The sequence below is a fragment of the Sulfurovum aggregans genome (assembly GCF_055385215.1).
The window spans coordinates 1,843,929-1,859,495 of record NZ_AP042387.1; the positions used below are offsets into that span (position 1 = coordinate 1,843,929).

The 15,567-nt window shown below is 39.0% G+C and carries 14 protein-coding genes; 13 read left to right on the plus strand and 1 reads right to left on the minus strand.

Features of this window, described 5'->3' with window-relative positions; translation table 11 throughout:
* The first annotated feature begins 82 nt into the window (after positions 1 to 82).
* The 5 genes from soxX to soxB are packed head-to-tail and all read left to right on the plus strand — an operon-like array spanning position 83 to position 4,110.
* Positions 83 to 652 carry a sulfur oxidation c-type cytochrome SoxX gene (gene soxX, locus ACZ48W_RS09485; protein ID WP_464828169.1) on the plus strand — a complete coding sequence of 190 codons (570 nt, stop codon included), beginning with the start codon at positions 83 to 85 and terminating at the stop codon, positions 650 to 652.
* A gap of 22 nt (positions 653 to 674) precedes the next feature.
* The gene (gene soxY, locus ACZ48W_RS09490; protein ID WP_464828170.1) at positions 675 to 1,151 is read left to right on the plus strand and encodes a thiosulfate oxidation carrier protein SoxY; all 477 of its coding nucleotides are present in this window, start codon (positions 675 to 677) and stop codon (positions 1,149 to 1,151) included.
* A 60-nt stretch (positions 1,152 to 1,211) separates the two neighbouring features.
* Positions 1,212 to 1,556, plus strand: coding sequence for a thiosulfate oxidation carrier complex protein SoxZ (gene soxZ / locus ACZ48W_RS09495; protein ID WP_464828171.1), 345 nt, complete (start codon positions 1,212 to 1,214; stop codon positions 1,554 to 1,556).
* 3 nt (positions 1,557 to 1,559) lie between these two features.
* The gene (soxA, locus tag ACZ48W_RS09500) at positions 1,560 to 2,324 is read left to right on the plus strand and encodes a sulfur oxidation c-type cytochrome SoxA (RefSeq protein ID WP_464828172.1); all 765 of its coding nucleotides are present in this window, start codon (positions 1,560 to 1,562) and stop codon (positions 2,322 to 2,324) included.
* Between the two features lie 10 nt (positions 2,325 to 2,334).
* Entirely contained in the window at positions 2,335 to 4,110 is a 1,776-nt protein-coding gene (gene soxB, locus ACZ48W_RS09505; protein WP_464828173.1) for a thiosulfohydrolase SoxB, read from the plus strand.
* Between the two features lie 330 nt (positions 4,111 to 4,440).
* Here the strand turns inward: soxB and ACZ48W_RS09510 are convergent, their stop codons facing one another.
* Entirely contained in the window at positions 4,441 to 5,691 is a 1,251-nt protein-coding gene (locus ACZ48W_RS09510; protein WP_464827685.1) for an IS110 family RNA-guided transposase, read from the minus strand.
* Between the two features lie 218 nt (positions 5,692 to 5,909).
* Between ACZ48W_RS09510 and ACZ48W_RS09515 the strand changes: the two genes are divergently transcribed.
* The 8 genes from ACZ48W_RS09515 (at position 5,910) to ACZ48W_RS09550 (ending at position 15,566) form a co-directional block, all read left to right on the plus strand.
* On the plus strand, positions 5,910 to 7,103 hold the full coding sequence (locus tag ACZ48W_RS09515) for a porin (RefSeq protein WP_464828174.1): 1,194 nt from the start codon (positions 5,910 to 5,912) through the stop codon (positions 7,101 to 7,103).
* Between the two features lie 120 nt (positions 7,104 to 7,223).
* The gene (locus ACZ48W_RS09520) at positions 7,224 to 8,012 is read left to right on the plus strand and encodes a thioredoxin family protein (RefSeq protein WP_464828175.1); all 789 of its coding nucleotides are present in this window, start codon (positions 7,224 to 7,226) and stop codon (positions 8,010 to 8,012) included.
* Positions 8,009 to 8,455 (plus strand): DsrE family protein, encoded by a 447-nt coding sequence (locus tag ACZ48W_RS09525; protein ID WP_464828176.1) that lies wholly within the window; start codon positions 8,009 to 8,011, stop codon positions 8,453 to 8,455. Before ACZ48W_RS09520 ends, ACZ48W_RS09525 begins: the two co-directional genes overlap by 4 nt.
* Before the next feature lie 26 nt (positions 8,456 to 8,481).
* The gene (locus tag ACZ48W_RS09530) at positions 8,482 to 9,450 is read left to right on the plus strand and encodes a DUF302 domain-containing protein (protein ID WP_464828177.1); all 969 of its coding nucleotides are present in this window, start codon (positions 8,482 to 8,484) and stop codon (positions 9,448 to 9,450) included.
* A gap of 255 nt (positions 9,451 to 9,705) precedes the next feature.
* Complete coding sequence (locus ACZ48W_RS09535) at positions 9,706 to 10,464, plus strand: 4Fe-4S dicluster domain-containing protein (RefSeq protein WP_464828178.1); 759 nt, start codon at positions 9,706 to 9,708, stop codon at positions 10,462 to 10,464.
* Between the two features lies 1 nt (position 10,465).
* Complete coding sequence (gene nrfD / locus ACZ48W_RS09540) at positions 10,466 to 11,413, plus strand: NrfD/PsrC family molybdoenzyme membrane anchor subunit (protein WP_464828179.1); 948 nt, start codon at positions 10,466 to 10,468, stop codon at positions 11,411 to 11,413.
* Positions 11,414 to 11,424: 11 nt separating this feature from the next.
* Complete coding sequence (locus ACZ48W_RS09545) at positions 11,425 to 14,757, plus strand: molybdopterin-dependent oxidoreductase (RefSeq protein ID WP_464828180.1); 3,333 nt, start codon at positions 11,425 to 11,427, stop codon at positions 14,755 to 14,757.
* A gap of 161 nt (positions 14,758 to 14,918) precedes the next feature.
* Positions 14,919 to 15,566 (plus strand): TorD/DmsD family molecular chaperone, encoded by a 648-nt coding sequence (locus tag ACZ48W_RS09550; RefSeq protein ID WP_464828181.1) that lies wholly within the window; start codon positions 14,919 to 14,921, stop codon positions 15,564 to 15,566.
* Position 15,567 lies beyond the last annotated feature (1 nt).

The window sequence follows — 15,567 nt, forward strand, 5'->3', positions numbered from 1 at the left end:
TATAACTACTTATTCATATTTTTACACTTTCTTTACACTTCTTTGTTAATATCGCTCTTGAAACTATATTAAAGGAGTGTGAATGCAAAGAAAAATCAAACTTTTAACTTTTGCAGCGATGTTGGTATCGACATCATCATTAGTGAATGCAGCAGATTTGACCAAAGCATACGAGATGCCAAATGCAAGTAAACTAATTGAGAAAGATCTACTTGCACCAGCAAAAACATATACCATGCCCAAAGGGTGTATTTCTTCAGATGCAACATCTATTGCAAGAGGAGAGTTTATTTTCCATAATCTTAATGGTAAAAAGGCCAAACAAACACCACCAAAAGGGTTGGCTAGATTCATTGAGGTAAAAGGTAAAGACGGCAAAGTAAAAAAGAAACCTAAACAGTATGGTAACTGTGTTGCCTGTCATAACATTGAGGGTGCCAAAGGTGCTGGAAACATTGGTCCGGATTTGACTGGATATAAGGTAATGTTTATCGATACGAAAGTAAGAGATAATCAGTTTGTATATCAAAAAATTGCAGATCCGAGAGTAGATAACCCTAAGACACATATGACAGTAAATCTTACAACAAAACTCTTTAATGAGCAAGAAATATGTGATCTTGCATCATATGTTGTTTCAGTAAAAAAGTAAAAAGTAAAAAGGAAAATAGAGAATGAAAAGAAGAAATTTTATTAAAAGTATGGTGGCAGTATCAGCAGTAGTTGCAACACCTATGGCATTAATTGCGAAAGAAGAAGCAGCTAAAGCCAAGAGAAAAGGTCCAAACGACTTAACATATGCAGCAGCAGTCGAAGCTATTACCGGTGGCAAAGAAGTGAAAGATAGCCAGAAAGTAAAACTCACTGTACCTGAGATCGCAGAAAATGGTGCAGTTGTACCCGTAAAAGTAGAGATAGATCATCCTATGGAAGAGTCAAACTATGTCAAAGCAATCCATGTACTCAGTACAAAAAATGGAAATGTAAGATGTGTGGATGTGATGTTGACCCCGGCAAACGGTAAAGGATACTTTGCAACAAGAATCAAACTCAGTACTACACAAGAAGTTGTAGCTTTAGCTGAGTTAAGTGATGGAACATTCATTAAAGCAGGCAAAAGTGTCAAAGTAACGATCGGTGGATGTGGTTGATTTTCGTCAATCCGGTAACCTAAGCAATATAAATAATTAAAAGTATAAAAAGGATAACAGATGGCAGAAAAAGAAGCACGAAAATCAATGATAAAAATCAAACCTAAAAAGTACAAAGTAGGTGATATCGTAAAGGTAGACTTTATTGTAATTCACCCTATGGAGACGGGTTTGTTAAAAGACAAAAAAACTGGAAAGATCAAGCCGGCACATTACATAGATAACATTACATTTAGTTTTGACGGTAAACCATTTACTACTATGAAGGTATGGGAAACAGTTTCTACGAACCCTTACTTTTCAGTGAACTATAAAGTAACTGGCAAAGGAAAGATCACTGTAGATTATACAGACAATACCGGTGAAAAAAACAGCAAAAGCAAGAAACTTAAGCCTAAAGGATAAGGGATGAAAAGAGTAATACTTCCAATGGTTCTCTTGCTGACGATGGCAACTGCAGGTGAGCAGTTTGCCATGAGTGATGCAGACAGAGCTATGTATAAAGAGATGTTAGAAAACAACCCTGCTGATATTTATGTAGAAGAGGGTGGTGAATTGCTTGAAGAACAATTGGGTGGTGAAGCAGCACTTGCTAAGTTTTTAGGTGTGAGTGAAAAAGAGTTACCTAAATATATTGCCGGTTTTCCAAGATATATCAAAAAACTGGGAAATGTTGTAGGGATTGACCAGGTACTTCAGGCAATGCAGGTAGAACAAGGTAAAGAGAAAGATAAACTTAAAAGCGAAAAAATGTTCTCTATGTTGGCATATGTAAAATCACTTGCCAATGATGAACAGATTGCTATCGATATCAATGCGGACAAGTATATTAAAGCATCTTATGATCTTGGTAAAAAAACATTTGAAACCGCAAGAGGCGGAAGAGGGCTTTCCTGTTTAAGTTGTCATAGTAAAGATATCGTAGGGATGGTGCTTAGAACACAGCCTCTTCCAGACCTGGGTGAAGCAGGAGCAGGTGCTACATGGCCTGCATATCGTATGACAAAATCCAGTCTTAGAACACTGCAAAGAAGATTTCAGGGATGTATGAAAAATGCATTGCTTAAAGTGATCCCTATAGGTTCTAAAGAGATGGTAGGGCTTGAAGTCTATGTTTCAACACTTGCACAAGACAAGAAACAACCTATCGCTATCCCCGGTTTAAAAAGATAAGGGGTAACAGATGGATATTAACAGACGAGACTTCCTTCAGATAGCAGCAGCACTTGGTCTGCTTGGTGCAACTGGAGGGACAAATCTTTTTGCAGGTGAAGCTGGGAAAGAACGTATTAAAAAGCTTAGCTTTTCTGATATAGTTGATTTTGAAGAAAAGGGTAAAGCTACCATATTGCATATTTGTGATCTGCATGCACATATCAAGCCGCTTTATTGGCGTGAGCCTTCTACGCTGATCTCTGCAAAAAACCTGGTTGGAACACCAGGGTTTATCTGCGGGGATAGTTTTGAGAGTTATTATGGTATCGAGTCCGGTTCGTTAGACCAGTATTTTGATACACATAACAATTTTGAAACATTGGCAGAGAAGTTTGGTAAGATGGGTGGTATCGCCCATATGAAACCTATTATAGACCACGTTAAAAAAGAGAGAGGTGAGAAAAATGTACTTCTCTTGGACAGTGGTGATACTTGGCAGGGAACAGCAGTAGCACTTAAAACAGATGGTGCGGCTATCGTTGAAGCGCAAAACTATCTAGGTGTGGATGTGATGGTCGGACACTGGGAATTTACCTATGGTAAAGAACGTGTGATGGAACTCATCAAGATGCTTGACGGTGAGTTCATCTCTCAAAATGTGATCGATAATGATCCTTTTTCAGATGAGTTTGAAGAGCTTATCTTCCCTCCATATACCATTAAAGAGATAGGTGGTGCGAAGATCGGTATTATCGGACAGTCTTTCCCGTTCACCTCTACAGCAAACCCTAAAAAGTTTACAGAGGGTTGGAGTTTTGCTCTGAGACATGAGTCACTTCAAGGATTTATAGATGAGCTTCGTAAAGAGAAAAAAGTAGACTGTATCGTTGTACTCAGTCATGATGGTTTCTCTGTGGATCAGGAGTTGGCTAAAAAGGTAACAGGTGTTGACTTTATTTTAAGCGGACATACACATGACCCAAGTCCTAAACCGATCATCGTGAATGATACAGTGATTTTGATCGCTGGAAGTCATGGTAAGTATGTAGGCAGATTGGATCTGGATATCAAAGATAAAAAAGTAGTTGATTACAGCTTTAAGCTTATGCCTGTAGCTTCAAATCTTATCCCTGCCGATAAAGAGGGTGAAGATCTGGTAGCCAAAGCCTATAAACCGTTTGACAAAGAGCTCAATGAAGTACTCGGTACAACCAAGGGACTTCTGTATAAGAGAGATACATTCTACTCTACATTTGATGCACTCATAGGTCAGGCGATCCAGGCCGAAATGGGAAGTGATATTGTCTTTACTCCCGGGTATAGATGGGGAACTACACTTCTACCGGGGGATAAGATACTCAAAGACAATGTCTATGAGATGACAGCGATCACTTATCCTGAAGTGTATACGTTTGATCTTAAAGGTGAAGTGATAGCCAATCTTATGGAAGATATCGCTGATAATGTTTTTAATGAGAATCCACTGCTTCAGCAGGGTGGGGATATGAGTCGTTTGACTGGTGCAAGTTATAGCATTAAAGTTGCGGCACCGTCAGGGAAACGTATTTTAGATTTCAAAATAGGAGGTAAACCCATTGATCTTAAAAAGACCTACAAAGTATCTTCATGGGGTGGAAACTTGCAAAATGCAGGTGAAAACCTGGATGAAAAGAAGATACGAGCTGTCTATGAAGTGGTCAGTGATTATATTCGTAAACAAAAAGTTGTGGATATCAGCATGACATCGAATGTAAAAGTATTGGATTATGATTGCGGATGCCCATCCAAAGGTGCCAAGTGCTAACGCTAAATTAAAACCGTGCCTCGTCTTTTTTAGTCCAAAGATCGTTGTAAGTCTCCTTTAAAGCAGACGGGGCACTCAAGGTTGTGATGAAATATCACAAAGAAATTATAGCAAAATATTATCTTTTAAAAAGATAGATAAAGATTAAAAAACCATCCTATAAAGAATAGCTTAAACCAATAGCTGTTTTTTATAGACAGAGGTATCCTGTTGGATTATTTGAGTATTTGAAAAGAATATTCAAATGATCAAATAGATACTAAAACAATATTTGGTCAATGTTCATTAAAAACTCATTGTTTTCACAAGTGCTAAAACTAACGGGAATATTTACCTGTTGGGGATAAATACTCTATGGGCTTGATAAGGTTCATTGTGTTTGACTATGGAATACATGATCGCTGCTATTTTCTTGGAGATAATGATTAAAGCTTCTTTCTTGGATTTACCCGAAGAGACTTTGTCTCGAAAGATCTTGTTTAGCTGAGGATTGTGCAATACAGATCCTACTGCAGCCATATAAAGTGCATGTTTGGCAATAGGTATGCCTCTTTTTGCAAGCCTGCCTATAGAATTGGAGTTGCCAGATTGATACTGTGTAGGATAAAGACCAAGATAGCCAATAAAAGCTTTGGCTGAATCAAATCGCCTGAGATCTCCACATTCTCCTAATATGGCAGAAATGGTTTTATCTGAGATACCGGGTATACTTTGGAGATTTTCAATAGAATTGTCAATTGTATTTATTTCTTCGGTAATAAGTTGTTTGATTTGTTCTTCAATATGCTTCTTTTCTTGACATAAAAGCTCTAATATCCTAATATTAGTAGTGATCATTAGAGATCTGGCTTCATAGGCACGACCAGCATATACTGAAGTATTGGCAAGATCGATCAGGAACTTGGCTTTATCTTCAGAGAAGTTGTTACCTTTGATATGACGGAATAGACGAGTCAGCTTCTTTGGCGTAGCTTTTTGCATATCTATTGCAGTAGGGTAGACTTTGATGATCGCAAGTGCTGTCTTGGTAAAGATATTTGGAAATACTCTGCCAATCTCAGGATTGACAGTCGCCATTACAGTAGAGATTTCCCTCTTGATGGTTTTTATCTTCTTCTCCAGTGAACGTTTGGTTCTGCCTAATACCTTGACTGAATGATAGGCATCATTGGAGATATGACTCTCTTTGTATTTACCGGTAGATAAAAGTTCCGCAATGACATAGGCATCAATCGCATCATTCTTTACTTTTCGTATGGTACGGAAATCACGAAACTTGGCAGTCTGATAAGCGTTTAGCAAAACGGCTTGGTAGTCATTGTCTGTAATATATTCATACAAATTCTCAGAAAAAGCTCCTGTTGATTCTATACCAATAATAAAATCATCATTGTCTAATGACAGGTTGGCAAACTGTTCAATCAGCCTTCTTAACCCAAGAATATCCGTATAGATCCAAAATGGTTTTACAGCAAATTCACCAGCATCATCCAGGATGCACACATAATGTTTTTTTTCAGCAACATCAATTCCAACATAATACATTTTAAACCCCTTGAGTGTTAGTTTTAAAGTTCTCATAGCTTCGTGTTATACAAGGTAGAAGTTCTTACACTCCTCCTTAGCATCCTATAGATGATTTTATAAAGCTAACACAAGACGTTTTATGTGCTGGTACCAAAGTCCAAAAAGGAAAAAAACTTGTTTACTGTTAGCTTTTGTGAAAACTATGAGTCTTTATTGAACTCAACCTTATTTTATCGATTTGGTTGATAAATAGATTATACGAAGGAAAGAGAATGAATAAGGGAACAATTAAAATAGGTACTGTAACAGCAGCAGTCATCCTTATGGGTACAGCAGTAATGGCTGGCGGTGATATCATGGAGCCGGTTGTACATACGGAAGAACCGGTAAAAGTAGTGGATTGGACAAGTAAACATAAATTTTTCGGTTTTTCACAGATCGGTGTCAAGTTTGGTGATGGGGCTAAATTAGGTGATGATGCTGAAATAGGGTTTGAAGCAGATCGTATTCGTTTAGGGTGGAAATACTTTTCCGGACCATTAGCAGCTAAAGTATTTTTGGATTTTGCAAAAGAGGGTACGGACAATGGTGGAATTGGTGTTCCGGACTTGGTAAAAGATGCATTTATCTCTTATAAATTTGATGATGCTGCTGTACTTAAAGCAGGTGTGATCAAAACTCCGGTAGGTATGGGTTTTACGATTCCTGGATGGAATCTTGATGTCATCAAGCGTGGTTTTGACAAAAAACTGGCATTTGAACGTGCATTTGGTCTTATGCTATCAGGTCGTGACATTGGATATGGAAACAACGGAAAAGTTGACGGTCTTGAAATGGGTCACGAGAGACCTTGGAAAGGGTTTGGATATGATTTGATGGTTTCTGGTGCAACTGGTAGATCCGGTGCAGTTAATGATCCCGGAAAAGCAAATCAAAGTAATGCGTATATGGGTCGTTTAATGTATGACTGGGGTCAAGAGTTGCATGCAGAAGTATCTTACGGTGTTACAGGAAATGCGGATGGTGACAATGATAGTACAACCGGTGAAGATTATAAAGTATTCAATGCAGGTATTGATTCCCACTTTGATAGAGCCAATGTAAAAGCGGAGTATTATGATGCTGAAAATATCAGAGGTGTGAAAGGTTGGGATATGCAAACTTTAGCATTAACAGGTACATATTATCTAACGGATACTCTTGAAGCAGCAGTTAAATATATTGGTGGTTCCGGAGACAAAGGTACTTTAAGTGCGGATGCTAGTAACACATACCTTGGGCTTAACTACTATATCAATCCTAAAAATAATAAAATGGACAGAAAAAGCAGAAGAGCTAGAAACAGACACCGTATTCAGGTTAACTACGTATTGGCAAGTGGTGATACCTCAGACTTTGATGATCTAGATGTTAGTGCTTTCTATGCAGAAGATGCTGTTCTTCTTCAGTACCAATTTAAATTTTAGAATCAAATCTTGTCAACAGCATTGTGCTGTTGGCATAGTTTGTAGAAGATATTTTGTTGATAGAATGTATAAGGCTATGAAAAAAGTATCTACACATTTGGGTAGAGAGAAAGAGGAAAGATGATAAAAAAGATCGTATTACTGTTTTTGTTCAGTATCATTTCAGTTCTTGGAAGCGAAGGAGAAGAAGTGTATCAAAAAAAGTGTGCCTCTTGTCATGAAGCATTTATTCCAGTAGAGACATTAATGGAAAATTTTATGGAAAAGAATAACACACTTTTGCATCTTAAAGCACTTTCACTCAATCAAATTTCGTTTAGACTCAAACAGCAAATCGGTGACCCTAAAGGCGATGAAGATATGCATCGTATGGAAGTAGGAGCATTTATTGCAGAGTATCTTGTGTATCCGGATAAACAAAAGAGTATCTGTATACCAGAAGTGATTCAATATTTTGAAACGATGCCAAGTATGAAAGGTCAGCTAAGTAAGGATGAGATAGAAGCGGTAAGTGAATTTTTATATGATTATGAAAATCAATTGATAAAAGAGAAGAGTATTAAGTATGAAGCGTTTGATGTAGCCCTGAAAAGGGCAGCTGAAGAGAATAAAATCATTATGATCAAAGCCACTTCTGCACATTGTCATTTCTGTATAAAAATGGATAGAGAAGTATTGGTAGAAGATGAAGTAGTTCAAGCACTTCAAAAAGATTTTATTTCTGTTTCTGTTGATGTAGGAAAAGAAAAGTTACCTTTGGGACTTAAAGCAAGTATGACACCTACGTTCTTTTTTATCTTTCCCAATAAAGATAAAACAAAGGTAAAGCGTGTACCCGGCGCCTGGAACAAAGAGGACTTTTTAGAGATACTCAAAGAGGCAAAAACAGTAAAAAGGAGACACAATTGAAAAGAGTAGTATTAAGCATTTTATTTATATGTAGTTTTATGGCAGCAGATACCCAATTTGCAGATCCAAAACCTAGCTTAGAGAATCCAAGACAGTTTATTTTTCCTATTACCTCAGGAGATGAACATGAAATCTCACATGTGCTTTCATCAGCAAGTAACGTAATGAAGTTTTATGGACCGGAGAAATGTGAAATAGTCATTGTATGTTACTCTCAAGGAATAAAAACGCTTTTAAAAAAGGCGTATTTTTTTGATAAGGATATTCAAAAAAGAGTGCGTTCATTGATGACATATGATGTAGAATTCATTGCATGTGGCAATACAATGGTCACCTATAAAATAGATAAGAAAGAGTTACTCGGAGGAGTAGAAGTAGTGACGGCCGGTATCGTAGAGTTGATAGAGCGTCAAAAGAGTGGTTGGACGTATATACGCCCATAAGCCAAATTTAACACAAAGGAATAAAAATGAAACATATAATAAAAGGATTGCTTGTAACCTCTTTACTTGCAACAGGATTGTTGGCAAAAGAAGAGAGTAAGGCAAAAGTAGTTGCTTCTGCAGCAGTAACGCAAGATATTCAGATATTTACTTCGCCCAATGCAGATGGAAAGATCACTCCGGCGACGATTGAAGAAGCGTTTAAAAAAGCAGGTTTTTTTATCTCTGCGAACAGAGATATGAATGGTCCATTTAAAAAACAGTTTAAAGAAACAACATTTGATGTCTATAATCTTTTTACTTTTTATAGTAAAAAACAAACTTTGGCATTGGTGAAAGAGTATCCCAATATAGGGCTGTTTTCACCGATGAGTATGTCTATCTATACGAAAAAAGGAGATAAGAAAATATCAATTGCATCACTTACCACTGAAGCAATGGCAAAGATCCTAAAGATTCCTGCAGATAATAAGGCATTAGTTAAAGTAGGAAAGATGGTAAAAGAAGCACTTAAAAGTGCAATGCCTGAAGGTAAGTTTGAAACATTAGCATATACGGTACAAAAACCAATAGGTCCATTGGTGTCAAGTTATGAAATGGAGATGGATCCTGAAGCGTGGGAAGACGAGAAAGAGGAGTTCCAAATGGAATTTGAGGGAACACTCGCTCCAAATGGTTTTGTCATGGCAGGGTTTAATGATCTGAACTATGATTTTGACGAGAGTAAGTATGAAGCCTATGATTTTTATGATGTCTATTCTATCTGTAAGCTCCCTGTGATCTATACTGTTGCCAAAGTACATCCGGAAGCAGGTGCTTATGCTCCTTGTTCCCTTTATATGTATAAAAAGAAAGGTGATAAAAATATGCATTTAGCCTTTCCTTCTGTTTATAACTGGATCTCTTCAATGGCAATAAAAGATAAGGATTCATTAGAGGTGCTTAATGAGGCACAGGAAAGTATGCATAAAATTTTAACGGGTCTTATTGAATAAATTATAAGATATATCATCCTGTAGAGGGTGATATTGATATAAACATTCATTTCTTTTATCAGAGCTATGAGAATGATTGAAGTATTATATTTGATTTAAATAAAATTACTCATTTCTACCCATTATTGTATAAAAAATAGTATTTATTCTAAAAATCATTTGAAGTTAACAGTTTATATAATACAATTAAGACGTATTCAAAAAACTTATTTAATACAATAAGTATATACTGATAATTAATATCAAGGAGGAAATATGAAACTAGGTTTCTTAGTTGACCTTAACCTGTGTATGGGTTGTAAAGGTTGTGAAATCGCTTGTAAAGTGGAAAATGAAGTTCCGCTTAGTTCTTGGCGTTTGCGTGTAAAATATATTGATATAGGGACATTCCCCGATGCAAGTAGAAGTTTTACACCATTACGTTGTAACCACTGTGAATCTGCACCGTGTGAACGGATCTGTCCGGTATCTGCATTACATTATCTTGAAAACGGGATTGTGAATATAGACAGTGCAAGATGTATCGGTTGTGCAGGCTGTATGATGGCCTGTCCTTATGGAGCAATCTATATGGATCCGGAAACGAATACAGCAGATAAATGTACATACTGCGCACACCGTATCGAGAGTGGTATGATGCCGGCATGTGTCGTTGCATGTCCTGTTGAAGCGAATATCTTTGGTGATGTGGAAGATGATACAAGTCATATCTCTCAATACATCATGGAGCATCAGGGTGGAGTTCAGGTAAGAAAACCTGAAAAACATACAAACCCTAAACACTATTATGTAGGCGGAGGTACACAAACACTTGATCCTTTGGCACATGAAAGAATCGAAGGGTACAGTCTCTTTAACAACATTACACATCTTGATGCAGTAGGTGACAAGAACCATGGTGTCCTGGATAGATTTTTGGCACCGTTTACATCACATGGTGAACATGACAATAAAAGTTTTATGAATTTTGACAATAACGCACATGAATCTCATGAAGAAGAGGGAGGTCACTAAGATGGTAGAAAATACAATACATGCAACACAAGCTGTTGTAACATTGGATGTTGCACTTCCGGGTATAATCTGGGGTTGGATGATCACACTCAATATGTGGGCAAAAAGTATCGGTACCGGGGTTATCCTGGTAGGAGCATTCCTGCTTTATAGACATAAAAAAGAGGAAATGCCGAACCTTAGATGGATCATGCCTCTTATCTCATTCATTGCTTTGAATGTGTTCCTACTCTTTACATTGGTGGATCTTCACCAACCGTACAGAATGATCAATATTTTCTTGCATCCGCACTGGACTTCAGCGATCACAGTTGGTGCCTGGATGGCTTCACTCTTTACAGGACTTGTAACAGTGATGATGCTTATCGGCGGTTTCGATGCCTTCCCTGATTTCAGAAAAAATTGCGGTATTGCAAAAACAGTAAGAGGTATCTCTCCTTTTTATGAGAAGATCTTCCCGTTCGTTGTTTTCCTTGCAATTCCTGTAACGCTTTATACAGCGATCATTATGGCTGAATCAAGTGCAAGGGAATTGTGGCAGGCACCTACAGAAGTCATGCAAATGATGTGGGCAGCGTTATTGGCTGGTTCGGCAGCATTGATCTTGGTATCTGACTCTTGGAGTAGAGATACAAGAAAAGATCTTGCACTTGTATTGGCGATCGCTACTTTCTTCTCTTTCATGATGTATATAGGTGAGTATTTCTTCTCATTCAAATCAGCAGAAGCAGAAGCAACACTGGCATATGTACATGCAGGCGGTGAATATAATGTAGAGTTCTGGTTCGGTATGGTTCTTGGATTTATCATTCCGTTCTTCCTGGCTGTAAGCAACATGAAGAGTGACAATAAAACGCTGCTGAGATTTGCAGCTATTTTAGCATTGGTAGGGCTGTATCTTGCAAAAGATGTATGGCTTAAAATTCCACAAATGCTACCGTTGAGTTAAGGAGTATATGTATGACAAAATCAATGAATAATGAACAACCTGCTTTCGTAGAGAGCAGAAGAACTTTTCTGAAAGGTACAGCCTATTCTGTAGCAGGTGCAACACTTGCTGCAGGTGTATTCAAGACGATAGCGGATACACCGGCAGTGGCAGACAGCAAATTTACCCCTACACCTGAGACACTTTCATTCTACCCGCCGCTTGAAGAGTGGGACAGTTTTACAGAGTTGGATGGAAATGACTGGAAAAGAGGTGGTACGAGCAGAAATGGTGTTGAGAGTGAAGGAAATCCGGAAGGTATCAAAGCCACTGAATATATGCTTGTACCAACAGCATGTTCAAACTGTGAAGCTTCCTGTGGTCTGACTGCATGGGTTGACCTCTCTACGTATAAAAAAGGGGGACAGCTTGCTGTACGTAAATACATGGGTAACCCGCTTCATGCCGGTTCTCGTGGTAGAAACTGTGCAAAGGGTTATGCGACTCAGTCACAAATGTATGATCCGGATAGAATCCCTTTCCCTCTTATGAGAGCACCAGGCTCCAAAAGAGGTGAAGGTAAGTGGGTAAGAACCACTTGGGATGAAGCAATGGCGAAGATCGGTAAGAAGATGCATGATACACTTAAAACAGGTGATGAAATGTCTAAAAAGCTCTTCATGCTTCACGTCGGTCGTCCAAACGAAAATGGATTTGGTCACCGTGTACCACACTCTTTAGGATGTGACGGATATGATTCTCATACTAACATCTGTTCAGCAGGTGCAAGACAAGGTACGATCCAGTGGTCAAACGATGACAGAAACTCTCCGGATTGGTCTAATGCGAAGTTGATCTTCCTTCAGTCTTCTCACGCCGCAGATGCAGGTCACTACTTCCAACAGGCAGCAGGGCGTATCGCTGATGCACGTAAAAAAGGTGCAAAACTTGTTGTTATGGATCCAAGACTTTCTAACTCTGCCGGTATGGCAGACCTATGGGTACCTTGTTGGCCAGGGACCGAGACAGCACTCTATCTCTACCTTGCAAACAGGATCCTGAATGAAAAAGGTCTTAATGGCGAAGACCTGGTGAACCACGAGTTTGTGAAAAACTGGGTGAACTGGGACAGACTTATGGCAGACAAAGAGTATCTTGCATACCTTGTAGAGAAAAAGTATATCAAATCTGTGCCACAGGGTGATACATATGAAGATTTCATTACGATGATCGCTGAGATGTATAGTCCTTATACACTTGATTTTGTAGCTGAAGAGTGTCGTATTGAGAAAAGAATCGTAGAGAAACTTTATGACATGTTCATCGATGCAGGTGCCAGAGTAGCAACATACATCTGGAGAGCAGGACCGATTGGTCACAAAGGCGGATGGATGATAGCCAGAGCAGGATTCTTACCATTTGTTCTTCGTGGTGCAATGGCTGGGGATAAAGGTGGAGTAGGCTTACACCACTGGCATGTTATTTCTGTCAACGGTAAAGGTGATGCAGCAACAGTAAATGGTGCAAGACCTCCAAAAGTAGATGTATGGAATGAGATCGCCTGGCCGCCTGAGTATCCGTTAAGTTCTTATGAGATGAGTCATATCATGCCACACCTGCTGCTTGACGATGAGTGGAGAAACAAGTGGAATGCAAAAGGGCTTAATGTACCTGAGAAACTCTCTATCTGGGTTCCTCGTATGTATAACCCTGTCTGGATCAATCCGGACGGATTCAGATGGATCGAAGCACTTAAAAGAGAAGATAAAATTGAACTCTCATTTAACCTTTCACCTACATGGTCTGAGACGAACTGGTATTGTGACTTTATCCTTCCTGTAGGTCTTGCAGGTGAGAGACATGACCAACACTCGGAAGCAACACAGCCGTCAAGATGGTTAAGTTTCCGTAACCCGGCACTTAGAGTTGCATTGGAAAAAATGGGCTGGAAACCAAAAGATCCAACCAGAGCAACACTTGAAGCACACATTAAAGCCGGTCTTGGTGAAGTGTGGGAAGAGGTAGAGTTCTGGGCGAATATCATGGTACATTATGTTGATCCTGACGGAAGTCTGGGTGTGAAAAAATTCTGGGCTTCAAAAGAGGATCCAAGTCGTGCTGTAACGATCCCTGAGTGGTATCAGGCAGCATTTGACAAGCTTCCAAACTTAAGAAAAGCGGCAAAAGCGGCATACCCTGACTCTAAGTATCCTAACTATGAGATGATGAGAGACAGAGGTACATGGCTGGAAGAAGATAACATCTATAAACCACAAGAGAGACCACTTAGAAAAGAGGGAACTAAATACATTGCTCATGGTCATGAATATGATGAAAGTGAAGTAGAAAAAGATGCGTTTGGTACACTTCTTGTTGAGCATGAACATGGAGAGAAAAAAGCGATCGGTATTGAGATCGATGGTGAGATCATGCAGGGATTCCATACACTAAGTAAGAAACTTGAGTTCTACTGTGAGTGGTTCAAAGAGTGGAAATGGCCTGAGTATGCTATACCTATTTATCCGACAACGGCAGAAGACAGAAAGAAAATGACGCATATCGTTACACAGGTACACCATGACTTTATGCAGAAAGATAATGAGTTCGCACTTAACACTGTATTTAGATTGCCATACAATATTCATACACGTTCAGTGAATTCAAAACACCTTATGGAGATCTCTCAGAACCACAACCCAGTCTGGATCTATACCGAGGATGCAAAACGTCTTGGTATTAAAAGAGGAGATGCGATCAAAGTAACGATCACAGATACGGTTTCCGGTCTTGATTCCGGTTACTTCATCGCTATGGCTGTACCAACTGAAGGTACGATGCCGGGTGTACTTGCCTGTTCACACCACGCAGGTAGATGGAAATTGAAAAATGCTGTAGAGATCCCAGGGTTTGAGCATAAACTTGGAGTAATGGGTCTTGGTGCACCTCTTTATGATATGACCATGGACGGCAAAGTGGGAACACTTAAGCCGACACAAGGTCTGAATGAAGGTATGCAGGCACGTAGAGATACATGGCAGTTCAAAGAGTACAACAAAGACCTCGATAACATCTGGTGGGATGGGTTGAGTGGTTCATGGCAGAATGCTGTAGCACCTTCACATCCGGATCCGATCGCAGGAAACCATGCTTGGCACCAAAAAGTTGTGATAGAAAAAGCAGCTGCCGGTGATAAGATTGGTGATATCTATGTGAACTATGAGAACAATATGAAAGTCTATCAGGCATGGAGAGACAAATTGACTCGTCCGCTTGACAGTAGTGATACACTAAGAAGACCTAAGCACATTAAGCGTCCTGCTGTACCATTGTCTCATCAAGCTTATTCTGTAAAAATAAACGGATAAGATCTGATAAATCCAAGGGCAGACATGAAGTCTGCCCCTGCAGCACAATACAATTTCCCAGATAACTAATTTTCTTATTACTTATTTATCTTGAAAGTGGTATAGTCACAAAATAAAACTCGTTCCCAACGTTCCGTTGGGAACGAGACCTAAGGGTAGAAATGGAACAGATGAAACAGGATATAGAAAACCGTATTGCACTTTATGCATTAATCTCAAGATTGATGTTGGTAGAAGTAGATGAAAAATTTTTAGAGAATATTGAAAAAGATGAGGCACTGCTTTCATTTTTTCCCAACTATAGAGACTGGTCCAAACGTAAAGAGCTTTCACAAAAACAGTTGATAGAAGAGTACTATAATGTAGATTTCACCAATCTCTTTTTAATGCACCTTGTACCGTATGAGAGTTTCTATACAAGAGATGACCAGATGATAGAGAGTGGGGGAGACAATCCTGTCATTGAACTCTATAATGACCTTGATTTCCGTGTAGAGTTGGACAGTGCAAGAGTAGTGAGTGCAGACCATATCGGTGTAGAGCTTGAGTTCATGTATATGCTCTGCACTGCGATGAAAAAAGCCTTGGAAGCAGAGGATAAAGAGGGAGTCTGTGAACTGCTTGAAGTTCAGAGAGCTTTTCTTAAAGAGCATCTTCTTGAATGGGCACCAATGTTCCTCATCAATGCAAAAAGAGAATCCCGTACACCGCTTTATCATGACGGAAGCGAGCTTACTTTGGAATTCCTGCTTAGTGATTTTGAGTATGTCAATGAAAAGCTCAATGAACATTGTGTGAGTGCCGAGTAGT

Excerpts from the sequence above, each read along its gene's own strand:
- soxX (WP_464828169.1), top strand. The coding sequence starts at position 83 with ATGCAAAGAAAAATCAAACTTTTAACTTTTGCAGCGATGTTGGTATCG.
- soxY (WP_464828170.1), top strand. The coding sequence starts at position 675 with ATGAAAAGAAGAAATTTTATTAAAAGTATGGTGGCAGTATCAGCAGTA.
- soxZ (WP_464828171.1), top strand. The coding sequence starts at position 1,212 with ATGGCAGAAAAAGAAGCACGAAAATCAATGATAAAAATCAAACCTAAA.
- soxA (WP_464828172.1), top strand. The coding sequence starts at position 1,560 with ATGAAAAGAGTAATACTTCCAATGGTTCTCTTGCTGACGATGGCAACT.
- soxB (WP_464828173.1), top strand. The coding sequence starts at position 2,335 with ATGGATATTAACAGACGAGACTTCCTTCAGATAGCAGCAGCACTTGGT.
- ACZ48W_RS09510 (WP_464827685.1), bottom strand. The coding sequence starts at position 5,691 with ATGAGAACTTTAAAACTAACACTCAAGGGGTTTAAAATGTATTATGTT.
- ACZ48W_RS09515 (WP_464828174.1), top strand. The coding sequence starts at position 5,910 with ATGAATAAGGGAACAATTAAAATAGGTACTGTAACAGCAGCAGTCATC.
- ACZ48W_RS09520 (WP_464828175.1), top strand. The coding sequence starts at position 7,224 with ATGATAAAAAAGATCGTATTACTGTTTTTGTTCAGTATCATTTCAGTT.
- ACZ48W_RS09530 (WP_464828177.1), top strand. The coding sequence starts at position 8,482 with ATGAAACATATAATAAAAGGATTGCTTGTAACCTCTTTACTTGCAACA.
- ACZ48W_RS09535 (WP_464828178.1), top strand. The coding sequence starts at position 9,706 with ATGAAACTAGGTTTCTTAGTTGACCTTAACCTGTGTATGGGTTGTAAA.
- nrfD (WP_464828179.1), top strand. The coding sequence starts at position 10,466 with ATGGTAGAAAATACAATACATGCAACACAAGCTGTTGTAACATTGGAT.
- ACZ48W_RS09545 (WP_464828180.1), top strand. The coding sequence starts at position 11,425 with ATGACAAAATCAATGAATAATGAACAACCTGCTTTCGTAGAGAGCAGA.
- ACZ48W_RS09550 (WP_464828181.1), top strand. The coding sequence starts at position 14,919 with ATGGAACAGATGAAACAGGATATAGAAAACCGTATTGCACTTTATGCA.